A 23122-nucleotide genomic window follows, 5' to 3' on the forward strand; every position below is an offset into this window, starting at 1 on the left:
GCGGAGTGTCAAGGGCACGAAAGCCTGGACAGCACCACCACCGGCCGGGCAGACTGACGCGAAATCGCCTACGCCGCGTGTTGGGTTCTGTGCACTGAGTGTCGATCTCTGGTGAATTCACCCACAGATCCGGTGACCAACCGCACGAACCCGCACACGCGAGCTAGTCTGAGCGCATGTCAGTCGCGCTCGAGAACGTCCTCGCCAAGGCGGGGCTCAAGGCCGACGCCACGGAGTTCCTCACGCTCGTCGAGGACGCGGCGCGCAGGCTGTCACCGCCGAACCCCGACCCGTCGCACTACTTCTCGCCCGACCAGCAGGCCGCGCTGGCGGACGTGGGGCTCGACCTCACGCCGCACGGCGACGACGAACCCGACTTCCGCGCGCGCACCGTGGCCGCCCACGCCGTGCTCGCCGACTCGGCGCTCACCGTCACCCAGGCCGCGAAGGCGCTGAAGATCGACGACAGCCGCATCCGCCACCGCCTCAAGGAAGGCCGGCTCACGGGCTGGAAGGACCAGGGCTGGCGGCTGCCGTCGTGGCAGTTCAACGGTTCCGGCGTGCTGCCCGGCCTCGAGGCGGTGCTGCGCGCGATCCCCGAGGACCAGCCCGCGCTCGTCGTCGCCGCCTTCATGAACACCCCGCAGGACGATCTGGTGATCAGCGACCGGCCGGCCACGCCGCGCCAGTGGCTCCTCTCGGGCGGTGATCCCGAGCAGGTCGCGCGCCTCGTCGCCACGCTCGGCTCGCCGTTCTAGGCTGTCCCGACGCCCAAGATCACCGACACAGGACGGACGACCCCCGACGCATGGCCCGGCTCCCCCTGCCGCCCGCGCGATCCGTGCTGGTCAAGGAGCTGGACCGCGCCCACGACGTGGTGGCGGTACAGCCCGAGACCAGGCTGGTCCGCATCTTCACCGCGCACGGCAACCACCCGCAGCAGTGGAACTCGTTCCGCTACACCGGCCCGCTCCCGCACGGCCGGTTCGACCAGCAGCCGCCCGGTCGCGGCGGCCAGCCCGTGACCGACCCGGGCAACGGCGTGCTGTACTTCGGCCTCACCGTGCGCACGAGCGTCGCCGAGGTATTCCAGACGAGCTCGACGGTCGACCGCAAGACACGCGGGCCGCGGCTGGTGGTCGTGCGCCCCGTCCGGCCGTTGAGGTTGCTCGACCTCACCGGCCTGTGGCCCACGCGCGTGGGCGCGTCGCAGGAAATTTCCAGCGGGCCGAAGAAGATCACCCAGGCCTGGGCGCGCGCGATCCGCAGCGCGCTGCCCGACCTCGACGGGCTCTGGTACCGCTCGTCGATGGACTCCGGCGACCCGTCCGTGTGCCTGTGGGACCCGCCGGCGGGCGCCGCGCTGCCGATCGCCCCGGATGTCCTGCTGCCGCTGGACCACCCGGGGCTCGACGTCCCGCTCGGCCGGGTCTGCGAAGAGCTGAACTACACGCTCCTCAACTGAGCGCTCAGCCCAGGTGGCGCGACCACCACTCCAGCACCGCGTCGAAGCGCTGCACGCGGTGACGCGGGCGCCCCGCGCGCGACAGCTCGTGGCCTTCGCCCGGGAACAGCAGGAACTCCGCGTCGGCACCCGCGCGGCGCAGCGCCACGAACATGCGCTGCGCCTGCTCCAGCGGACAGCGCCAGTCCTGTTCGGAGTGGACGACCGCGAACGGGATGGTGATGTCGGCCGCGTAGGTCAGCGGGCTGCGGTCGCGCAGCACCTCCGGGTCGGTGCCGATGTAGGAGTCGACGAAGAAGTAGCCGATGTCGGAGCTGCCGACCATCGAGTCCCACGCGTTCACCGCGCGCTCGCTCCACGCCGCCTTGAACCGCTCCGGGTGGTGGGAGGCGACCCAGCTGGTCATGAACCCGCCGTACGAGCCACCCATGATGCCGACGCGCGAGGAGTCGAGGTCGGGGCGTTCGAGCGCCTTGTCCAGCAGCGCGAGCACGTCGTCGACGTCGACGGTGCCGAAGCCGAACGTGATCGCGCGGCCGTGGCCCTGCCCGTAGCCCGCCGAACCGCGCGGGTTGCCGAGCACCACGGCGTAGCCGGCCGCGGCGTAGACCTGGGCCTCGTCGAACACGGCCCAGTCCTGCTGCGCGAACGGCCCGCCGTGCACGACCCGCAGCACCGGGTGCGGGCCTTCGCCCTCGGGCAGCACGAGCCAGCCGTGCACGGGGTAGCCGTCGGGCGAGGTCGTGGTGAGCTCCTCGACAGGCCGCAGCCCCTTGTCCCGCAACGGCTTCGAGTAGTCGGTGAGCACCCGCGGGCCGCCGGCGTCGAGCACGACGACGTCACCCGAGGTCTCCGGCGTGGCGACCACCGCGACGATCGTGTCGCCGTCGGCCGCGAAGCCGCGCACCACCACGTGGCCGTCGTGCAGCACGCGCAAGTCGGCCAGCACGGCGGCGTCGGCCGAAGCCGGGACCGCGCGCAGCTCCACCGCGCCGCGGTTGCGCACGGCCACGAGCACCTCGCCGTTCACGGGAATCGCGGGGCCGGAGCCGCTCTCCACGTCGACGGTCTCGATGTCGGTCATCCGCCGCGCCTTCGCCGGACCGCCGGTGCCGATCGTGGCGGCGTAGAGGCCGGTGTTGCAGGCCTCGCGGTGACCGTCCTCGTAGGACGAACCGTAGAAGAACAGGGTGCCGTCGGGACCGAACACGGGCTGCTCCGCGTAGCCGTGGCACGCCACGAGCAGCTCGGGCTCCCCGCCACCGGCCGGGAACGCGACCAGGTCGCGGTAGTCGGTCTCCACGCGGTCCCAGTCCTGCGCCACGGTGACGACCACGCGCTCGCCGCCGGGCGTCCACGCGGGATCGTCGACGTCGTAGGCGACCGGCGAGATCGGCTCGAACTCGGGCAGCGCGGCGGCGTCCAACGCGCTGACCGCGTCGAGCACGAACAGCCGTTTCATCCGGTCACGCAGGAACCCGACGTCGTCGATGCGGTAGTCGAAGCGGGTGATCCGGCGCGGCGCCTCGGCGGGCGGCTCCGGCTTCTCACCGTCTGCGTCCTCGGTGCCGTAGCGGCCCGCCTCCGGCACGCGCGCGGTGAACGCGAGCCGCCGCGAGTCCGGCGCCCACACCGGCGCGTCGGCGCCCAGGTGCAGCGACGTCAGCCGCTTCGCTTCGCCGCCCGCGGCCGGCATCACGTGCACCTGCGCACTGCCGTCGGCGCCTTCTCCCTCGCCCGCCCGCAGGAACGCGACCCAGCGCCCGTCGGGCGAGATCGCCGGGGCCGCGTCGTGCGGACCTTGTGTCCAAGCGGTGTCCCCTCCCCCGAGTCCCACCCGGCGCAACGCGCTGTGGTTGGCATTGGACTCGAGGTCGGGGTGCTTGACCGCGGTCAGGAGCAGGTCACCCCGGAGTGCGGGGCGGCCGGGGACGACGAGGGCTTCGATGTCGGCTGGTCGCATGCCGACGACCGTACCGGATCATTAGCAAAGCGAAAGACTTATTCCGCCGGGACGCGCGCCCGTTCGTCCTTTTTCGCCTTGGCGAGACTCGCCACCGTGGTGATCGCCAGCACGACCACGATCACGCCGAGGGACACCCAGTTGTTGATGTCCAGCCAGTCGGGCGCCACGTGGTACTCGTGCAGCGCGTGCACCACGAGCTTCGCGCCGATGAACGCGAGGATCACCGCGAGGCCGTAGGACAGGTACACCAGCTTCTCGACGAGACCGCCGAGCAGGAAGTACAGCTGGCGCAGGCCCATCAGCGCGAACGCGTTGGCGGTGAACACCAGGAAGGCCTCCTGGGTGATCCCGAAGATGGCCGGGATCGAGTCCACCGCGAACAGCAGGTCGGCCGAGCCGATGGCGACGATCACCACGAGCATCGGCGTGATCATCCGCTTGCCGTTGACCTTGACCGTGTACTTGTGGTCGTGGAAGTCGTCGGTCACCGGGGCGACCTTGCGGACCCACCGGGTCACCGCGTTCTCGTGGTACTCCTCTTCCTCGTCCTTCTTGCGCAGCATGCTGATCGCGGTCCAGATCAGCACCGCGCCGAAGAGGAAGAACACCCACACGAACTGCGCGATCAGCGCCGCGCCCACCGCGATGAACACACTGCGCATCGCGAGCGCGAGCAGGATGCCCACGAGCAGCACGCGGTGCTGGTGGATCGCCGGCACCTTGAACGACGCCATGATGATCATGAAGATGAACAGGTTGTCGACGCTCAGCGAGTACTCGGTGATGTACCCGGTGAAGAACTCGACGCCCGGGTCGTGCCCGGCGAAGACCCACACGCCGATCCCGAACACGACGGCGCAGGCGATGTAGAAGATCACCCACCGCGCGGCCTCGGCCGGTTTGATCGCGTGGGGCTTGTGGTCGACGATCACCAGATCGAGTGCGATCAGGGCCAGCAGGCCGCCGACCGTGGCGATCCACAACCACAGGGGGACAGTCATCACAGCAATTACCTCCGGATAGCGCGTAGCAGCAACTAACCGGAGGTCTCTTCCGCCGGTTCCTTTCTACCGGCCGACGGTGCCGGGGGCCACGCCACCGTGCTGACGACACCGCCGCGAAGGAATACTCCCCTCACAGCGCGTCCAGTTTGCCGGTTACGGCGCGCGAACGCCAGCGGAGGTTGCCCTCGTCACCGAACCGGTGGTGTTACCTCCGTCACCGAGGCCGAAAAACGCCCGTGCTCGCGTGAACTGTGCCGATCGTTGCCGATCCGACCACAGTCACGGCCGAATGGCTTCGTGGCAACGGTTACGTGCTGCGTGGGGGCGACCTGCTTTGGTCGGATTGGCATGAAGATGTCTGATCCGTGTGAGCCCCGCGCGCGGCTCTCAGCGAAGCTCAAATAACGTCAGCACGTGCCCCGAATCCCGTTGCCGCGCACGCGCGGTGCCCGGCTGACCGCGCTGGCCGCGGTCGTGGTGGTCGCCGCCGCCGTCGTGGCCGTCTGGACCACGAGCGGCTCGCAGCCCGCTCCCGTCCGGACCCAGGACGCCAACCTGGCGATGCCGGCCGCGCCCGGCTCGGCCGAGCAGGTCCGCATCGACACCACCACCTACTACCCCGAGAAAACGCCCGCCCCCGCCGTGCTGCTGGCCCACGGTTTCGGCGGCGACAAGTCCAGCGTGGACCCCCAGGCCCGCGAGCTCGCCCAGCGCGGGTTCGTCGTGCTGACCTGGTCGGCGCGCGGTTTCGGCCGCAGCACCGGCAAGATCGGCCTCAACGACCCCGACGCGGAGGTCGCCGACGCGAGCCGGCTCATCGACCACCTCGTCGCGAGCCACGAAGTCGCCACCCGCGCGGGCGGTGCGCCGGAGATCGCCGTCACCGGCGCGTCCTACGGCGGCGCGCTGTCGCTGCTGCTCGCCGGCACCGACAAACGCGTGGCCGCCGTCGCCCCGGTGATCACCTACAACGACCTGGCCCAGGGCCTGATCCCCAACGCCGGCGCCACCACGCCGCCTGCGGCGAAGACCCCGGCGGCGGGCGAGTTCGCGCCCGACGGCGTGTTCAAGAAGAGCTGGGCGGGCATCTTCTTCTCCTCCGGCTCGGGCGCGCCGAGCGCGGGAGCGTCGTCTTCGGCCGAGGCACCCGAGGCCGGGCAGGAGACCGACGACAACGGCGGCTCGGTCGGCGGCACCGGAGGCACCGGCGGCGGCGGCGACGCGCAGGCCGCCCTCGCCCCGGTCCCCGGCCAGGCCCAGCCGGGCCAGGCGCCGGCCGCCGACCCGTGCGGCCGCTTCACCGCGCAGGTCTGCCAGGCGTACACGGAGCTGGCGACCACCGGGAAGGTGAGCGCGCAGACCGTCGCGCTGCTGCACCGCGTCTCACCCGCGTCGGTCACGGACAAGATCACCGTGCCGACGCTGCTGGTGCAGGGTGAGAGCGACACGCTGTTCGGCCTGGACCAGTCCGACGCCACCGCGCGCCAGATCTCCGCGGCCGGCGGCAAGGTCCGCACCATCTGGTACACCGGCGGCCACGACGGCGGCGTCCCCGGCCCGCAGCTGCGGGCGAAGATCGGTGACTTCCTGTGGTCGGCGCTGACCGGCGACGGCGACCCGGGCACCGGCTTCAGCTACGACGTGCAGGGCACTTTGCGGGCCAACGGCGCGCCGTCCGTGCGCACGGTCAGCACCGACGCGTACCCGGGCCTCGCGGGCGCGGGCACCGAACGCCGCCAGATCGCGCTCGCCGGTCCGCCGCAGCCGGCCGTGCGGCCCGCGGGCGCCAACCCCGCGGCCGTGAGCGGCATCCCCGGTCTCAACGGGCTGGCGGCGGGTTCGTCTCGCCTGGCGCCGTTGTTCAGCACCGACCCGCCGGGCCAGGCCGCGCAGTTCCGCAGCGCGCCGTTCGACAGTCAGGTCCTGATCGCGGGTTCCAGCACCGTGCGGCTGCAGGTCGCCACCGATCCAGCGCATCCGCTGCCGGAGGCGGTGCTGTTCGCGAAGCTCTACGACGTGGGTCCCGACGGCACCCGCGTGCTGCCGGCCAACGCCGTGGCACCGTTCCGCGTGGCGAACCTGCCGGCGAACGGCACCCCGGTGGACGTGACGGTGACGCTGCCGGGCATCGTGCGCCCGATCGAGGCCGGGCACTCGCTGCGGCTCGTGGTCGGCACCACCGACCAGTCGTTCTCGACGCCGACCGCGCCGGGCGTGTTCCGCATCGCGCTGGCTTCGGGCTCGGCGCTCGCCATGCCGGTCGTGCCCGGCACGTCGGTGGGCACGCCGGCGCCGAAGGGCCAGCTGATCGGCATCGGCGTGACGCTGCTTGTCGCCATCATCGCGCTCGTGTTCGCCGCGATCCGCCGCCGGCGCGCGCACGACGTCGACCCGGACCTGGCGGACACGCCGCTCGTGATCAAGGGGCTGCGCAAGCAGTACGCGGGCGGGTTCGTGGCCGTGAAGGACCTGTCCTTCCGCGTGGAGCCGGGCCAGGTGCTCGGCCTGCTCGGCCCGAACGGCGCGGGCAAGACGACGACGCTGCGCATGCTGATGGGCCTGATCACGCCGACCGCGGGCGAAATCCGCGTGTTCGGCCACAAGATCTCGCCCGGCGCGCCCGTGCTGTCGCGGATCGGGTCCTTCGTGGAGGGTTCCGGCTTCCTGCCGCACCTGTCGGGCAAGGCGAACCTCGAGCTGTACTGGGCGGCGACCGGGCGGCCCACCGAGAAGGCCCACTTCTCGGAAGCGCTCGAGATCGCGGGCCTGGGCGACGCGGTGAACCGCCGCGTGAAGAACTACAGCCAGGGCATGCGCCAGCGCCTCGCGATCGCGCAGGCGATGCTCGGGCTGCCGGAACTCATGGTGCTCGACGAACCCACCAACGGGCTCGACCCGCCCCAGATCCACCAGATGCGCGAGGTCCTGCAGCGCTACGCCGCCACCGGGCGCACGGTCGTCGTCTCGAGCCACCTGCTGGCCGAGGTCGAGCAGACCTGCTCGCACGTGGTCGTGATGCACCGCGGGACGCTCGTGGCCTCGGGCGAGGTCGGCGAGCTGGCGGCCGCGAGCGGCGAGGCGACGTTCCGCGTCGGCGACCCGGCGGCGGCCTCGGCGGCGCTCAAGGGCCTCAGCGGCGTCACGGACATCGACGTCGAGGGTGACCTCGTGCACGCGAACCTCGACGGGATGCCGCGCGCCGACGTGGTGGCGGCACTCGTGCGCGCGGGTGTCGCGGTGGAGCAGGCCGGGCCCCGGCGCCGGCTGGAAGACGCGTTCCTGCAGCTGGTCGGAGACAACTCATGAGCAACACCAACGGTTCGGGCGGGGTCCACACCGACCCCGCCGCCCTGCGGGAGCTGAGCGAGCTGGCGACGGCCGAGCAGGCCGAAGTCGGCCCGGACGGCGCCGTCGCCGGCTACCGCGCCGAGCGCACGCTGCGCCTCGGCGTGGAGCTGAAGCGGCAGTTCAAGCGGCGGCGCACCCAGCTGGTGCTGGGGTTCGTGGCGATCCTGCCGTTCATCCTCGTGGTGGCGTTCGAGGTCGGGCAGTCGAACCCGAACCGCCGCTCGGGCGGGTTCGTGGACCTCGCGACGGCGAGCGCGCCGAACTTCGTGGTGCTCGCCCTGTTCGTGTCCGGCACGTTCCTGCTGCCGATGATCGTGGCGTTGTTCTTCGGCGACACGATCGCGAGCGAGTCGTCGTGGTCGAGCCTGAAGTACCTGCTGGCGATCCCGGTGCCGCGCCACCGGCTGCTGCGGCAGAAGGCGATCGTGTCGGGCCTGCTGTCCGCCGCGGCGCTGGTGCTGCTGCCGCTGGTGTCGCTGCTGGTGGGCGTGATCTGGTACGGCGCGGGCGACGCGATCAGCCCCACGGGCGACGCGGTCACCTTCGGCGACAGCATGATCGCGCTCGTGCTGTCCACTGTGTACATCATCATCCAGCTGGCGTGGGTGGCCGGGCTGGCGCTGCTGCTCAGCGTCTCCACCGACGCCCCGCTCGGCGCGGTGGGCGGCACGGTGCTGGTGGCGATCCTGTCGCAGATCCTCGACCAGATCACGGCGCTCGAAGGGCTGCGCAACTACCTGCCCACGCACTACTCGTTCGCCTGGATCGACCTGATCTCCACCGACATCGACTGGTCGAACATGGCCAGCGGGGCGCTCTCGTCGCTCATCTACACCACGGTGTTCCTGCTGCTGGCCGGTCGCCGGTTCGCCACGCGGGACATCACGAGCTGACCCGCCCGGCGTCCGGCCGTCCCGCACGGGCGGCCGGACGCCGGTAACGTCTCCTCGCGTGACCATCCACCTCGCAGTCGAAGACGGCGTCGCCGTGCTCACGCTGGAGCACGGCCGCGGCAACACCCTCGACACCGCCACCTGCCGGGAGCTCGTGCTCAAGCTCGAGGAGGCGGCCGACGGCGCGAAAGCCGCGGTGCTGACCGGGTCGGGCGACATGTTCTCCGCCGGCGTCGACCTGCTCAGCCTCGATGCGGGTGGTGCGAGCTACGTCGGCGGGTTCCTGCCCGCGCTCTCCGACGCGCTGCTGGCGGTCTTCGGCTTCCCGCACCCGCTCGTCGCCGCGGTCAACGGGCACGCGATCGCGGGTGGGATGGTGCTGGCCGCCGGGTGCGACCACCGGGTGGCCGCCGCCGGCCCCGGGCGCGTCGGCGTGACCGAGCTGCTCGTGGGCGTGCCGTTCCCGCTGGCCGCGACGGAGATCCTGCGCTGCGCGTACGGCACGAACCCGCTCGCCGCGCTCATGTACAGCGGCGCCACGCTGACCATCGACGACGCGCTCGCCCGCGGCCTGGTCGACGAGGTGGCGGCGCCGGAGGAGGTGCTCGGCCGGGCGCGTGAGCTCGCCGCCCGACTCGGCGAGCTGCCGGCGGAGGCGTTCGCCCACACCAAGGCGCAGCTGCGCCAGCCCTACCACGAACGGATCGCGGAGAACCGCGCCGCCGACGACGTGCACGTGGACCGGATGTGGCGTTCGGCGGAGTCGCTGGCGCGCATCAAGTCCTATGTGGACCGTGTGCTGACGCGCTAGCCGCGGACCCTACGGAAGTCGGCGCCCGACCGGATGGTGCGCCTTGCCGGGCGCGGCCGGGTCTGTGAGGATCCGGAAGTTGATCTCGGGGCCGTCGAGGGGGAACCACGTGCGCAGGCTGCTCACCGTCCTGTCCACCGTCGTGCTGGCTGCCGTGGGGCTCACGCCGGTCGCGAGCGCGACCGGCGAGGGGGACATCGCGGCCGCGCTGGCCACGATTCCGGGACTGACGGTGGTGAAGGAGGACCCGGCGCCGGCGGGGTACCGGTTCTTCGAGCTGACGTTCACGCAGCCGGCCGACCACCGCCGGCCCGACGGGCCGAAGTTCGAGCAGCGGTACACGCTGCTGCACCGCGACTTCTCCGCGCCGACGGTCGCGTTCACCAGCGGGTACAACGTGTCCCTGTCCCCGAACCGCTCGGAGCCGACGCGGATCGTGGACGGCAACCAGCTTTCGATGGAGTACCGCTACTTCACGCCTTCGCGGCCGCAGCCGGCGAACTGGTCGCGTGACCTCACGATCTGGCAGGCCGCGGCCGACGAGCACGCGGCCGTGCAGGCGTTCAAGAAGATCTACCCGGGCAAGTGGCTCGCGACCGGCGGCAGCAAGGGCGGGATGACCGCCACGTACTTCCGCCGCTTCTTCCCGGACGACGTCAACGGCACGATCCCCTACGTCGCGCCCAACGACGTGATCGACCCGATCGACAAGTACAACCGGTTCCTCGCGAACGTCGGCGACCCCGCGTGCCGCGCATCGTTGAGGGCGATCCAGCGCGACGCGCTGAAACGGCGTGACGAGCTGGGTGCGCTGGCCAAGGACGACGCCGCGCGCAAGGGCTACAGGTTCACCACCGTGGGGTCGATCGACGAGTCGCTGGAGATCTCGGTGATCGACTCGTACTTCGCGTTCTGGCAGTACCAGCCGGCGTCGGCGTGCGCGTCGATCCCCCGCGCGGGTGCGCCGGCCGCCGACGTGTGGGCGTGGTTCGAGCAGGTGGAGAGCCTCAACACGTACTCCGACCAGGAGCTCGAGCCGTTCGTGCCGTACTACTACCAGGCCGCGGTGCAGCTCGGCTCGCCCGAGGCGTACGACAGCTACCTGCGCGACCTGCTGCGCTACCCGGGCACGGACGTGCCTTCGACGTTCGTGCCCGCGTCGGTGAAGCTGCCGCGCTTCGACTTCCTGGCGATGCCGGACGTCGACTTCTGGGTGAAGGCGCACGGCCGGCAGCTGCTGTTCGTGTACGGCTCGAACGACCCGTGGGGCGCGGAGCCGTTCGAGCTCGGGTATGGCTCGCGCGACTCGTACCGCTACTTCGTGCCGGGCGGCAACCACGGTTCGACGATCGCGCAGCTGCCCGCCGCGCAGGCCGCGGAGGCGACCGCGACGATCCGCCGCTGGGCCGGCCTGCCGGCCGCTTCGTCGCGATCGCTGGCTGCGGCCACGGAGCCGGCGGGGTTCCCGGACTTCGACGCGAACCAGGTTCTGGCGGACCGCCCTCGCCTGTGAGTCCTTTGTGGATCTTGGCCGGCTCGCTCGCCGGGTGAGGACCGGCGGGGGCGCGTAGTCTCGGGCGCGCCCTGTCGGCCCGGTCTGAGGAGGCAGCCATGCCCCGGCCCGTCCACTTCGAAATCCACGCCGGCGACCCGCAGCGCGCGGTCGCCTTCTACACCGCGGTGTTCGGCTGGCACATCGAACAGTGGGGCGAGGTCCCGTACTGGGTCGTCTCCACCGGCGACGGCGAAGGCATCGACGGCGGCCTCCTCCCCCGCCGCGGCCCCGCCCCCGCCGAGGACGCCCCGGTCTCCGGCTTCATCAACACGATCGAGGTCACCGACGTCGACGCCACCATCGACGCCGTCGCCCAAGCCGGTGGCACCATGGCGCTGGCCAAGGACCCCGTCCCGGGCGTCGGCTGGCTCGCGTACTGCAAGGACACGGAGGGGAACATCTTCGGCGTCCTTCAGCCGGACGAGAACGCTCCGGCTCCGGATCGCCCTGTCTCCTGACCGCTCACGGCCGGCGCGCCTTGGGCAGCTTCGCCCGCACCGCCTCGTAGGACGCGTCGAGCAGCTCCTTGAGCTCCTCGTCGGGCACCGCAGCGGCTGGGCCCGCACCCAGGTCCACGCGATTCCAGCCGTACCGCCCGAGATAGTCGAGTACAGCCACCGACTCCGGATAACGCTCCCGCAGCTCGGCCGCCTCCTCCCGGTTCGCGCCGCCCTTGAGCCCCACCGAGCCCGGCCGCTCCAGCCCGATGAACGCGAACGCCCTGCCCACGACCTTCACCACGAGCACGTGCTCCCCGAACGGATAGGTCTCCACGGCCCCCGGCTTGCCCAGGCAGTGCTCGATCACCTCGTCGACCCGCACGCCGCTCACCTCCGTCCAACCCCGGCGAGACCCGACCGAAGCAGTCGCGCCCTCCGCCCGCGGCCCGGGGCGGCCTTCCCCGCGGCCCGCCGCACCCGAAGGGCAGCGGACCGCCGGAGGGTGTCAGCGGATGCCGGCCGCGTCCATGCCGCGGAGTTCCTTCTTCAGGTCCGACACCTCGTCGCGCAGGCGGGCGGCGAGTTCGAACTGCAGGTCGCGGGCGGCCTGCATCATCTGGTCGGTCATCTGCTGGATGAGGTCGGCCAGCTCGGCGCGCGGCATGCCCGACACGTCCTTGTCCACGAGCATGCCGGAGCTGCGGACGCGGTCGCCCTGTTCGGGTTTCTTGCCGCGCGAGGTGTTGCGACCCGAGCCGCCGACGGCGACGGCCTGGTCGGAGTCGTCGGCTTCGCTGTAGACGCGGTCGAGGATGTCGGCGATCTTCTTGCGCAGCGGCTGCGGGTCGACGCCGCGTTCCTCGTTGTATTCGACCTGCTTGGCGCGGCGGCGGTCGGTCTCGTCGATGGCGTGCTGCATCGAGTCGGTGATCTTGTCCGCGTACATGTGGACCTCACCGGAGACGTTTCGCGCCGCGCGGCCGATCGTCTGGATCAGCGAAGTGCCACTGCGCAGGAAGCCTTCCTTGTCCGCGTCGAGGATCGCCACCAGCGACACCTCCGGCAGGTCGAGGCCCTCGCGCAGCAGGTTGATGCCGACCAGCACGTCGAAGTCGCCCGCGCGCAGCTGGCGCAGCAGCTCGACGCGGCGCAGCGTGTCGACCTCCGAGTGCAGGTACCGCACGCGGATGCCGAGCTCCAGCAGGTAGTCGGTGAGGTCCTCGGCCATCTTCTTGGTGAGCGTGGTGACCAGCACCCGCTCGTCCTTCTCGGCGCGCTCGCGGATCTCGTGCACCAGGTCGTCGATCTGGCCCTCGGTGGGCTTCACGACGACCTTCGGGTCGACCAGGCCGGTCGGGCGGATGACCTGCTCGACGAACTCGCCGCCGGTCTGGCCCATCTCGTACGGGCCCGGCGTGGCCGACAGGTACACCGTCTGCCCGATGCGGTCGGAGAACTCCTCCCACGTCAGCGGCCGGTTGTCGACCGCGCTCGGCAGCCGGAACCCGTAGTCGACGAGGTTGCGCTTGCGCGACATGTCGCCCTCGAACATGCCGCCGATCTGCGGCACGGTCTGGTGCGACTCGTCGATCACGAGCAGGAAGTCGTCCGGGAAGTAGTCGATCAGCGTCGCGGGCGCGGACCCGGCCTCGCGGCCGTCGATGTGGCGCGAGTAGTTCTCGATGCCGGAGCAGAACCCGACCTGGCGCATCATCTCGATGTCGTAGGCCGTCCGCATGCGCAGCCGCTGCGCCTCCAGCAGCTTGCCCTGCTTCTCCAGCTCGGCGAGGCGCTGTTCCAGCTCCGCCTCGATGCCCTTGATCGCCTTCTCCATGCGCTCCGGCCCCGCGACGTAGTGCGTGGCCGGGAAGATCCGCACCTCGTCGACCTCACGCACGATGTCGCCGGTCAGCGGGTGCAGGTAGTAGAGCTTCTCGATCTCGTCGCCGAAGAACTCGACGCGGATCGCCAGCTCCTCGTACGCCGGGATGATCTCCACCGTGTCGCCCCGCGCGCGGAAGGTGCCGCGCGCGAACGCGATGTCGTTGCGCGTGTACTGCACGTCGACCAGCGCGCGCAGCAGCACGTCGCGGTCCACCTGCGCACCGACCGCGAGCTTGGTCGAGCGGTCGAGGTAGGACTGCGGGGTGCCCAGGCCGTAGATGCAGGACACACTGGCCACCACGATCACGTCGCGGCGCGAGAGCAGGTTCATCGTGGCCGAGTGGCGCAGCCGCTCGACGTCGTCGTTGATCGACGAGTCCTTCTCGATGTAGGTGTCCGTCTGCGCGATGTACGCCTCGGGCTGGTAGTAGTCGTAGTAGCTGACGAAGTACTCGACCGCGTTGTTCGGGAAGAGTTCCCGCAGCTCGTTGGCCAGCTGCGCGGCCAGGGTCTTGTTCGGCGCCATGACCAGCGTGGGCCGCTGCACGCGCTCGATCAGCCACGCGGTGGTGGCCGACTTGCCCGTGCCGGTGGCGCCCAGCAGCACGACGTCCTTCTCGCCCGCCTTGACCCGGCGTTCGAGCTCGTCGATGGCCGCCGGCTGGTCGCCGGCGGGCGTGTACTCGCTGATCACTTCGAACCGGCCGCCGGAACGGGGGACGTCGGAAACCGGCCGGAAGTCGGACTGCGCGAGGACGGGGTGTTCGGTTGCGAAAGCCACGTCCACCAGAGTAGGCCGACCCACCGACAGTTTTCAGCCGAGGCGCCACCACAGGCCCGCTGACCTGGGCCGGAACCCCGTTCAGCAACCGTCGCAGCAGGTGCAGAGCAGCACGCACGGGTCGCAATCGCAGTGGTTCTGCCGCACCTTGCCGCTCCACGGGCCCGGGAACGGGTCCCGGCAGCAGAACTGGCAGCTGCAGCACATGTAGGTCGCGACCGCGCAGCCCTCGAAGAACCCGCGCGGCCGGGGCGGCACGGCGAACCTCGGCACCCAGCAGCCACCGCCGTCGCCGTCCTCGGGCCCTTCCCCCGGCTTGCGCTTCTTCTTCGGGGGCTTCGGCGGAGGCGGAGGCGAAGGCGCCGACGAGTGCGGCCCCCACCCGGGGTGACCGGCCGGAGCGGGCGGCACCCCAGGCGGCACCGGTCCCGGCCCGAGCCATCCGGGCGGCGGCTCCTGCCGGTGCCCGAACGCCCGGTTCACGGCCTGGCGCAACTCGTGCACCAGCAGCGCGTGGACCAGCTCCGGCTGCGCGAACGACGCCTTCCGCACCGCGAGCTCGGCTCCGAGCACCGCGTCCACGGCGAGCCGCCGCGCCTCGGCGAGCGCCGTTCCCGTGACCGTCAACGGGTTCCAGCTCCCCGCCGCGTCGTCTGCGGGCTGGTCCTCCACCGCGTCGAGCAGGTGCGCTACCCGCCCGAACAGGCGTCCGGCCTCGGCGAGCGGCGCCACGTTGCCGGGGCGCCCCGCCAGCACCGCCGTCTGCGCGAACGCCGCCGACGCGGCCGCCTCGGCCGGCCCGGTGACCAGCAGCAGCGAGTCGCCCGCGGTCACCTCGTCCTCCAGTGCGCTCTGCCGCGAAACCGCGGCCACCAGGACCGACGTGTCGAAGCCGATGCGCGCGCCGGTGCGGGCGCCCTGCGCGGACCACCGGGCCGCGAGCTTCTTCGCCGGTGTCCGCAACGCTCCTCGGCCGAGGGCACCGTCGCCGTCGGCCACGTGGTCCTCGACCTTGGCCGAGGCCAGCACCAGCGACACGGCCGCCGCGAGCTGCGCCCCTTCGCCTCGCGCGACCGACGCCGAACGCATCCCGCGCAACGCACACGGCCCCGCGAGCCGGCGCCGGCCCGCGGCCTGCGCCTCCACGAGAGCGGAGATCACCAGCGAGTCGTAGTTCGTCACGACCCGCGCGAGGTGCCCGTGCTCGTCGCGCAACGCGAGGCACAGCCCGCACAGGTGCGCGAGCCAGTCGGCGTGCAGCCGCGCGGACAGCCGGTGCCGGCACGGCCGGATGATTCCGAACACGATCCCTCCCCAGGTCCGGGTCAACGTAACCGGCGAACCGGACATCCGGTGCGGAAGTGGCCGAGCCGTGACCGCCCCCGGCAACCGGGTGGATTTCGCGGACACCGGCCCCGGCGAACCGCTCGGATCGCCCCGCGCCCGGCAGGATGGGCGGATGACCGACGTGCACCCGCCGAAGGTGGAGAGCTTCGACCCGGCCGCCGGCGTCAACGTGGACCCCAAGGGCATCGAGCGGCAGGTGGAGGAGTTCCGGACCGAGCCGTTCGGGCTGTACCTCGCGCGCCCGACGCCGGGGCGCGCCCAGTTCCGCTACCTGGAGTCCTGGCTGTTGCCCGACCTCGGCCTGCGGATCACCGACTTCTGGTTCAACCCCGGCCACGAACGCGATCAGACCTTCTACCTCGACGTGGTGCGCGTGCGCCGCGAGGGCACCCGGTGGTTGTCCACGGACCTCTACCTCGACCTCGTGCTCAAGGACAAGGTCTCCGTGCGGGTGATCGACTCCGACGAGCTGCTCGCCGCCGTCTCCGCGGGTCTGCTGCCCCAGGCCGAAGGCGAGTACGCGCTCGAAACCGCCTACGCCACCGTGGAAGGGCTGGCCGCGCACGGATACGACCTCGCGGCCTGGCTGTCCACAAAGGACATCACCGCGACCTGGCGCCGGCACCCCTAAGGGCCACCGGGTCCACCGATCGGTGGATGCCCGCCGCCTGGCGGTGGATGCCGGATCTGGCCGTTCCGGCGATCCGCCGCACCCCTTCCCCACGGGACTCTTCTTCACGACGGAAGAAGAGCTCGAGAGGGGACGGCGGACATGCCGGTGATCGAGGTCCAGCACCTCCACAAGACCTACGGGGACAAGGTGGCGGTGGACGACGTGTCGTTCACCGTCGAGCCGGGCGAGATCTTCGGGATCCTCGGCCCGAACGGCGCGGGCAAGACCACCACGGTCGAGTGCCTGGAAGGCCTGCGCACGCCCGACGGCGGCACGCTGTCGGTGCTCGGGCTCGACCCGCGGCGCGAGCGCCACGAGCTGCGCCAGCGCCTGGGCGTGCAGCTGCAGGAGAGCCGGCTGCCCGAACGGCTGCGCGTGAGCGAGGCGCTGGAGCTTTACTCGTCCTTCTACCGCAAGCCGGCCGACACCGAGCGGCTGCTCGGCCTGCTCGGGCTCACGCACCAGCGCGACACCGCCTACAAGAAGCTCTCGGGCGGGCAGCAGCAGCGTTTGTCGATCGCGCTCGCGCTCGTCGGCAGCCCCGAGATCGCGGTGCTCGACGAGCTCACCACGGGCCTCGACCCGCAGGCCCGCCGTGACACGTGGGACCTGGTCGAGGCGGTGCGCGACGAGGGCGTGACGGTCGTGCTCGTCACCCACTTCATGGAGGAGGCCGAGCGCCTCTGCGACCGCATCGCCGTGATCGACTCGGGCCGGGTGGTCGCCGTCGACACGCCCGCCGGGCTGGTCCGCCAGGTCGGCGACGAGCAGCGCATCCGGTTCCGCCCGTCGGCGCCGGTCGAGCTCGCACAGCTGAAGGCGCTGCCCGACGTGCTCGAGGTCGAGCGCCACGGCTCGCAGCTCGTGGTCACGGGGCGCGCCAGCGCGCTGCAGACCGTGACGTCGTTCCTCGCCCGCAAGCAGGTGCTCGCGGGCGACCTGCGCGTGGAGCAGGCGAACCTCGACGACGCGTTCGTCGCGCTGACCGGCCGGAAACTGGACTGAGGGGACTCGAAGACATGCTCACGAAGATGACCACCGTCGAGGCGAAGCTGTTCCTGCGTGACCCGGCGGCACCCGTCACCGTGGTCGGCATCCCGCTCGCACTGCTGCTCGTGTTCGGCCTGATGCCGGGTTCGGGCAAGCCCAGCGCCGAGTTCGGCGGGCACGCGCCGCTGCCGACCCTGATCGCGCCGATGGCCGTGGCGATCCTCATCGCGATGCTCGCGGTGATGATGTTCCCGGCCGCCGTGGCCACTTACCGCGAGAAGGGCGTGCTCAAGCGCCTGTCCGCGAGCCCGGTGCCACCCCGACGGCTGCTCGCCGCGCAGCTGCTGGTGAACCTCGCCGCCGCCGCGGTCGCGATCCTGCTCGTCCTGGGGGTGGGCAGGATCGCGCTCGGGATGGCGCTGCCGGAGAACCTCGGCGGGTTCCTGCTCGTGATGGTGCTCGGCGCGCTGGCGTTGTTCTCCGTCGGCACGCTGATCGCGGCGCTCGCGCCCACCAACCGCGCGGCCAGCGGCATCGGTGCCGCGGCGTTCTTCCCGATGCTCGCGCTCGGCGGCGTCTGGGTGCCGAAGGAGCAGCTGCCTCCGGTGCTGCAGCACGTGGCCGACGTCCTCCCGCTCGGCGCGACGATCAACGGCCTGCGCGAAGCGGCCGCGGGGAACTCGCCCGAGCTGCTGCAGCTCGGTTCGCTCGTCGCCTTCGCCGTGGTCTGCTCGGCGATCGCGGCCCGCACCTTCCGGTGGGAGTGACCATGTCCGTGACGACGCTGCCGGCCGCCCAGCGCGTGGCCGCCCCGTTCGCCCGGGTCCCGGTGTTCGTGCTCGCCGGCTTGCTCGGCGTGGCGCTGCTGCTCACCGCGAGCCGCTACGGCTACATGGGCGACGAGCTCTACTTCCTCGCCGCCGGCAGGCACCTGGCCTGGGGTTATGTGGACCAGCCGCCGATGCTGCCCCTGATCGCGCGCGCCATGGACACGATCGCCCCGGGTTCGGTGTTCGTGCTGCGGCTCCCGGCGATGCTCGCGATGGTCGCGTCGGTGGTGTTCGCCGCGCTCATCGCCCGCGAGCTGGGCGGCCGCGCGAAGGCCCAGACGCTGACCGCGGCGACGTGCGCGGTCAGTACGCAGTTCATCGCTTCGGGCCACTACCTGGCCACCTCGACGCTGGACCCGTTCCTGTGGACCGTGGTGATCTGGCTGCTCATCCGCTGGATCCGCACCCGCGGCGACAACCTGCTGTTGTGGGCCGGCGTGGTCACGGCGGTGGCGCTGTACGTGAAGTTCCTGATCGGCGGCTTCTGGGCCGTCGCGATCGTCGCCCTGCTGGTCTTCGGGCCGCGCGAGCTGCTGCGCCGGCCGAAGCTGTGGGTCGGCGCGGCCATCTCGGTGGCGGCGCTGGTCCCGACGCTGATCTGGCAGGCCACGCACGGCTGGCCGCAGCTCGGCATGGGCGAGGCGATCTCGGCCGAGGTGCAGCAGACCTGGGGCGGGCGCCTGCTGTGGCTGCCTTCGGCGCTGCTCACCGCCGGGTTCCCGATCGGGATCGCGCTGCTCTGCTACGGCGTGTGGCGCCTGCTGCGCTCGCCGCAGCTGCGGCCGTACCGCTTCCTGGCGTGGACCACGCTCGGCCTGGCCGTGGTGTTCATCGCGGTCAACGGCCGCTCCTACTACATCGCCGGCATGTTCGCCCCGTGCTGGGCGGCGGCCGCCGTCGAGCTGGAGACCGGCCGGGCCTCGCGCTGGTGGCGCTGGCTCGCGACCTGGCCGGTGTACGCCGTCGCGGCACTGCTGGCCCTGCCGATCTCCCTGCCGGTGTGGCCGCAGCCGTGGCTCGTGGCGAACCCGAACCTGCCCTCGCCGACGTTCGCGTTCGCCGAGATCGGCTGGCCGGAGGCCACGCGCTCGGTGGCGAACCAGTTCGCGAAGCTGCCCGACCCGGCGCACACGGCCCTCGTCGGCGAGTCCTACTGGTCGGCCGGCGCGCTCGACCACTACGGCCGCCCGCTCGGCCTGCCCGAGCCCGCCAGCCCGAACCGCGGCTACGCGACGCTCGTCGTGCCGCCGGACTCCGACACCAGCGTGCTGTTCATCGGCGCGGACCCGCAGCCGCTGCTCGGCCACTTCGCCGACCTGCACCGGATCGGGAAGGTCGACACCGGCACGGCCCTGCCGAGCGTCGCCGACGACACGCCGCTGTGGCTCGCCACCGGGCGCCTGCAGCCGTGGCAGCAGATCTGGCCGCACCTGGTGAACACGCACAACTGACCCCGGGGTGTGCCCGGCGCCACACACCAGCCGGTGGCGCCGGGCCCCGGCCCGTAGGGTGCCGCGCAACAGGCCCGACCCGGCGATACTGTGCCCGACCAAGTGACGGTGCCCGACCGACTTGCCCGACCGATGACTTGCCCGACCGAGGACAGGGAGCACGATGGAAGCCGTGACCACGGCAGGCGCGCCCACCAGGCCGGACGTGGCCGTCGCCGAGTTCGCGCGGCGTCCGGTGACGCTGCTCGCGGCCGGGACCGCGGCGGTCCTGCTGGCCACGGCCGGCCGCTACGGCTACTTCGGCGACGAGCTGTACTTCCTCGCCGCCGGCAAGCACCTGTCGTTCGGGTACGCCGACCAGCCGCCGGTTCTGCCCCTGCTCGCCGCGCTGATGAACGCGATCGCGCCGGGCTCGCTCGTCGTGTTCCGGATCCCGGCGATCCTCGCCACCGCCGCCGGGGTCGTGGTGACCGCGCTGATCGCGCGCGAGCTCGGCGGCCGTCGCAAGGCGCAGACCCGAGCCGCCGCCGCGTTCGCGATCTGCGGCCAGTTCGTGGGCAGCGGCCACTACCTCGCCACGTCGACCGTCGACCCGCTGCTGTGGACGCTCGTGCTGTGGCTGCTCGTGCGCTGGCTGCGCACCCGAGACGACAACCTCCTGCTGTGGCTGGGCCTGGTCACCGCGGTCGCGCTGAACGTCAAGTTCCTCATCGGCGCGTTCTGGGCGATCACCGCCGTGACGGCGCTCGTCTTCGGCCCGCGCGACCTGCTGCGCCGGCCCAAACTCTGGGCAGGAGCGGGGATCGCGGTGCTCGCCTGCGTGCCGACGTTGCTGTGGCAGTCGCTCAACAGCTGGCCGCAGCTGGGCATGGGCGACGCGGTCTCGCGCGAAGTCACCGAAGGCGGCGGCCGCACCGAGTTCCTGCCGGGCCTGCTCGCCGGCGCCGGGCTCGTCATCGGCGCCCTCGGCGTCTGCTACGGCCTAGGTGTGCTGCTCGCCGCGCGAAGCCTGCGGCCGTACCGGTTCCTCGGCTGGACGGCGATCGGCGTGGTCGCGGTGTTCCTCGTGGCCAACGGCCGGTTCTACTACGCCGCCGGCATGTTCCCGATCCTGTGGGCCGCCGCGGCCGTGCACCTGCAGGACCGCCGCCCCGCGCTGTGGTGGCGGTGGGTGCCGACGTGGCCGGTCTTCGTGCTTTCCGCGCTCTACAGCCTCCCGTACGCGCTGCCGGTGTGGCCGGTGCAGTGGCTCGTGGAGCACCCCGACGCACCGCATCCCGCGTACGCGACCGAAGAGGTCGGCTGGCCGGACCTGGCCGGCTCCGTCGCGGACGTCTACCGGCTGCTGCCGCCCGAGCAGCGCGCCCACACCGCGCTCGTGACCGCGGGCTACTGGCAGGCCGGCGCGCTCGACCGCTACGGCCCGGAAGCCGGTCTGCCCCAGGCGTACAGCGGCAGCCGCGGCTTCTGGTACTTCGGGCGGCCGGGCGAGAACTCGGTCGACGCCGACACGGTGCTGTTCGTCGGCGCCGACCCGGCGAAGCTCGCGCCGCACTTCCGCGACGCCCGCGTCGTGGGCTCGGTGCAGAACCGCCTGGGCGTGCTCAACGCGAGCGAGCACCTGCCGATCTGGCTGCTCACCGGTCGCACCGAAAGCTGGCCGGTGATCTGGCCTCAGGTGAAAGATCTGAAGGCATGAAGCCGGAGGACGTGCGGGACGTGAAGCTCGACTGGCGGGGCTCGCTCCTGGCGCCCCTGTCACCGCGCGAAGGGGATCCGCCGCTGCGGTGGCATTCGTGGTTCAACCGCGCCGAGACGACCGCCCCGTTCGTGCTGCTGGCGATCCCCACCGTGCTGAGCCTGCTGCGCATCGACCAGACGGGCGCCCACCGGCTCACCACGCTCGCGATCGCCGCCGGCGCCGCGGTGTGGCTCCTGCTGACCCACAAGCTGCCCGGCGACAAGCTACGCGAGAACGCTGCCTTCGCGGCGCTGAGCTTCGCGGGCGTCGTGAGTTTCGGTTCCGCGCTCGAAGCGCGCGAGACGTACTTCCTCATCTTCATGGTGCACGGCTTCTTCGCGGCCATGCGGATGCGGCCGTTGGTGATGTCGATCCTCGGCGTGGCCATCACGTCGCTGCTCATCAACACCGTCGCCAACGGCGGCCCGATCGAGGCGCTGGCCACGGCCCCGGCGATCTGGGTGACGCTGGTGATCGTGCAGACGGCCGCGATCGGCGGTGGCGGCGCGGTGTTCGCGGCCGTCGGCCGGCAGAGTGCGGAACGCAAGCGGGCACTCGACCAGCTCGCCGCCGCCGAGGCAGAAAACCGGGGCCTGCAACGGCAATTGCTCATCCAGGCGCGCGAGGCCGGGGTGCTCGACGAGCGGCAGCGGCTGAGCCAGGAAATCCACGACACGCTCGCCCAGGGCTTCACCGGGATCATCACGCAGCTCGAAGCCGCCGCGCAGGCCCGGGAAAACCCCGCCGAGTGGCAACGGCACCTCGACACCGCGAAGGCGCTCGCGCGCGAGAACCTGACGGCGGCGCGGCGGTCCGTGCACGCGTTGCGGCCGGAGCCGCTGGAGTCGGCGACGCTGCCCGACGCGCTCGCCGAGGTGGCGCGGCTGTGGAGCGAGCGCACCGCGGTGCCCGCCGGGTTCTCGACCACGGGCACGGCCGAGGCGCTGCACCCCGAGATCGAGGCGACACTGCTGCGGATCACGCAGGAGGCACTGTCCAATGTGGCCAAACACGCCGAGGCCGGCCGGGTGGGGCTCACGCTGTCGTACATGGGCGACGAGGTCACGCTCGATGTGGTCGACGACGGCGTCGGCTTCGACCCCGACAACCCGCCCCCGAGCGAAGGCGGCTTCGGGCTGCCCGGGATGCGAAGCCGCGTGCAACGGCTCGCGGGCACGCTGCACGTGGAGTCGGAACCCGGTAGCGGCACGGCGATCTCGGTGAACCTGCCCGCCGTCCCGGCTGCCACACTGGGCGGGCTGAAAGACGGCGGGATCGACCACCAGGGGGCGTCAGCATGACCGTCACGCTGCTCATCGCCGACGACCACCCCATCGTCCGCGACGGCCTGCGCGGCATCTTCACCGGCGAGCACGGTTTCGAGGTGCTCGGCGAAGCCGCGAACGGCGCCGAGGCCGTGACGCTCGCGGAGTCGCTCAAACCCGACGTCGTGCTGATGGACCTGCGCATGCCGGGCACCGACGGCGTCTCCGCCATCACCGAGCTCGCCCGCCTCGGCAACCCGGCGCACGTGCTGGTCCTGACCACCTACGACACCGATTCGGACGTCCTGCCCGCCATCGAGGCCGGCGCCACGGGCTACCTCCTCAAGGACGCGCCGCGCGAGGAGCTGTTCCGCGCCGTGCGCGCGGCCGCCCGCGGCGAGGCCGTGCTCTCCCCCGCCGTCGCGAGCCGGCTCATGGGCCAGATGCGCGCGCCGGCGAAGGAACCGTTGTCGCAGCGCGAGATCGAGGTGCTCACGCTCGTCGCGCGCGGCTCCACGAACAAGGACGCGGCGAAGAAGCTCTTCATCAGCGAGGCGACGGTGAAGACCCACCTGATCCACGCGTACGCCAAGCTCGGCGTGAAAGACCGCGCCGCCGCGGTCGCCGTGGCCTTCGAACGAGGCCTGCTCGGCAGCTGATTCCTGTGCGAAGCTGAGC

General features: G+C 71.8%; 19 protein-coding genes. 14 read left to right on the forward strand and 5 right to left on the reverse strand.

Going from position 1 to position 23122, the window contains the following annotated elements:
* Positions 1 to 176: 176 nt before the first annotated feature.
* The gene (locus tag ACFY1H_RS23735; protein ID WP_364185642.1) at positions 177 to 758 is read left to right on the forward strand and encodes a DNA-binding protein; all 582 of its coding nucleotides are present in this window, start codon (positions 177 to 179) and stop codon (positions 756 to 758) included.
* 50 nt (positions 759 to 808) lie between these two features.
* On the forward strand, positions 809 to 1465 hold the full coding sequence (locus tag ACFY1H_RS23740) for an RES family NAD+ phosphorylase (RefSeq protein WP_366581519.1): 657 nt from the start codon (positions 809 to 811) through the stop codon (positions 1463 to 1465).
* Positions 1466 to 1469: 4 nt separating this feature from the next.
* Here the strand turns inward: ACFY1H_RS23740 and ACFY1H_RS23745 are convergent, their stop codons facing one another.
* Together ACFY1H_RS23745 and ACFY1H_RS23750 are read right to left on the reverse strand one after the other, a co-directional pair.
* Positions 1470 to 3428: an alpha/beta fold hydrolase gene (locus ACFY1H_RS23745; protein WP_386949605.1), complete on the reverse strand. Its 1959-nt coding sequence runs from the start codon at positions 3426 to 3428 to the stop codon at positions 1470 to 1472.
* Positions 3429 to 3466: 38 nt separating this feature from the next.
* Positions 3467 to 4432 (reverse strand): TerC family protein, encoded by a 966-nt coding sequence (locus tag ACFY1H_RS23750; protein ID WP_366581515.1) that lies wholly within the window; start codon positions 4430 to 4432, stop codon positions 3467 to 3469.
* Between the two features lie 417 nt (positions 4433 to 4849).
* Here ACFY1H_RS23750 and ACFY1H_RS23755 point away from each other — a divergent pair, with 417 nt between their 5' ends.
* From ACFY1H_RS23755 to ACFY1H_RS23775, 5 genes are all read left to right on the forward strand, one after another.
* Positions 4850 to 7741, forward strand: a complete 2892-nt coding sequence (locus ACFY1H_RS23755; protein WP_386949607.1) for an alpha/beta fold hydrolase — start codon at positions 4850 to 4852, stop codon at positions 7739 to 7741.
* Entirely contained in the window at positions 7738 to 8676 is a 939-nt protein-coding gene (locus ACFY1H_RS23760; protein WP_386949610.1) for an ABC transporter permease, read from the forward strand. Before ACFY1H_RS23755 ends, ACFY1H_RS23760 begins: the two co-directional genes overlap by 4 nt.
* 58 nt (positions 8677 to 8734) lie before the next feature.
* On the forward strand, positions 8735 to 9487 hold the full coding sequence (locus tag ACFY1H_RS23765) for an enoyl-CoA hydratase/isomerase family protein (RefSeq protein ID WP_386949613.1): 753 nt from the start codon (positions 8735 to 8737) through the stop codon (positions 9485 to 9487).
* A 109-nt stretch (positions 9488 to 9596) separates the two neighbouring features.
* Positions 9597 to 11000 (forward strand): S28 family serine protease, encoded by a 1404-nt coding sequence (locus tag ACFY1H_RS23770; RefSeq protein WP_386949616.1) that lies wholly within the window; start codon positions 9597 to 9599, stop codon positions 10998 to 11000.
* 98 nt (positions 11001 to 11098) lie between these two features.
* On the forward strand, positions 11099 to 11500 hold the full coding sequence (locus ACFY1H_RS23775; protein WP_366581506.1) for a VOC family protein: 402 nt from the start codon (positions 11099 to 11101) through the stop codon (positions 11498 to 11500).
* 4 nt (positions 11501 to 11504) lie between these two features.
* Here the strand turns inward: ACFY1H_RS23775 and ACFY1H_RS23780 are convergent, their stop codons facing one another.
* The 3 genes from ACFY1H_RS23780 to ACFY1H_RS23790 all read right to left on the reverse strand — a co-directional run bounded on the left by ACFY1H_RS23780 (position 11505) and on the right by ACFY1H_RS23790 (position 15452).
* Positions 11505 to 11864 (reverse strand): MmcQ/YjbR family DNA-binding protein, encoded by a 360-nt coding sequence (locus ACFY1H_RS23780; RefSeq protein ID WP_366581504.1) that lies wholly within the window; start codon positions 11862 to 11864, stop codon positions 11505 to 11507.
* Positions 11865 to 11987: 123 nt separating this feature from the next.
* A complete protein-coding gene (uvrB, locus tag ACFY1H_RS23785; protein WP_366581503.1) occupies positions 11988 to 14147 on the reverse strand; it encodes an excinuclease ABC subunit UvrB in 2160 nt (719 codons plus the stop codon).
* Positions 14148 to 14228: 81 nt separating this feature from the next.
* Positions 14229 to 15452: a DUF5685 family protein gene (locus ACFY1H_RS23790; RefSeq protein ID WP_386949621.1), complete on the reverse strand. Its 1224-nt coding sequence runs from the start codon at positions 15450 to 15452 to the stop codon at positions 14229 to 14231.
* Positions 15453 to 15606: 154 nt separating this feature from the next.
* On the opposite strand from ACFY1H_RS23790, the gene ACFY1H_RS23795 reads away from it, so the two are divergent.
* The 7 genes from ACFY1H_RS23795 to ACFY1H_RS23825 all read left to right on the forward strand — a co-directional run bounded on the left by ACFY1H_RS23795 (position 15607) and on the right by ACFY1H_RS23825 (position 23103).
* A complete protein-coding gene (locus ACFY1H_RS23795) occupies positions 15607 to 16125 on the forward strand; it encodes a DUF402 domain-containing protein (protein ID WP_366581499.1) in 519 nt (172 codons plus the stop codon).
* A gap of 141 nt (positions 16126 to 16266) precedes the next feature.
* Positions 16267 to 17172, forward strand: a complete 906-nt coding sequence (locus ACFY1H_RS23800) for an ABC transporter ATP-binding protein (RefSeq protein WP_386949624.1) — start codon at positions 16267 to 16269, stop codon at positions 17170 to 17172.
* 26 nt (positions 17173 to 17198) lie between these two features.
* Positions 17199 to 17924 carry an ABC transporter permease gene (locus ACFY1H_RS23805; RefSeq protein WP_386949627.1) on the forward strand — a complete coding sequence of 242 codons (726 nt, stop codon included), beginning with the start codon at positions 17199 to 17201 and terminating at the stop codon, positions 17922 to 17924.
* A 2-nt stretch (positions 17925 to 17926) separates the two neighbouring features.
* Positions 17927 to 19438: a glycosyltransferase family 39 protein gene (locus ACFY1H_RS23810; protein ID WP_386949630.1), complete on the forward strand. Its 1512-nt coding sequence runs from the start codon at positions 17927 to 17929 to the stop codon at positions 19436 to 19438.
* A gap of 163 nt (positions 19439 to 19601) precedes the next feature.
* A complete protein-coding gene (locus ACFY1H_RS23815) occupies positions 19602 to 21137 on the forward strand; it encodes an ArnT family glycosyltransferase (RefSeq protein ID WP_386949633.1) in 1536 nt (511 codons plus the stop codon).
* Positions 21134 to 22480, forward strand: coding sequence for a sensor histidine kinase (locus ACFY1H_RS23820; RefSeq protein WP_386949636.1), 1347 nt, complete (start codon positions 21134 to 21136; stop codon positions 22478 to 22480). The genes ACFY1H_RS23815 and ACFY1H_RS23820 overlap by 4 nt, the downstream gene beginning before the upstream one ends.
* Positions 22477 to 23103, forward strand: coding sequence for a response regulator transcription factor (locus ACFY1H_RS23825; RefSeq protein ID WP_366581488.1), 627 nt, complete (start codon positions 22477 to 22479; stop codon positions 23101 to 23103). The genes ACFY1H_RS23820 and ACFY1H_RS23825 overlap by 4 nt, the downstream gene beginning before the upstream one ends.
* Positions 23104 to 23122: the final 19 nt, after the last annotated feature.

It is taken from the genome of Amycolatopsis sp. NPDC001319, from assembly GCF_042896185.1.
In the GTDB taxonomy this organism is placed as follows: domain Bacteria; phylum Actinomycetota; class Actinomycetes; order Mycobacteriales; family Pseudonocardiaceae; genus Amycolatopsis.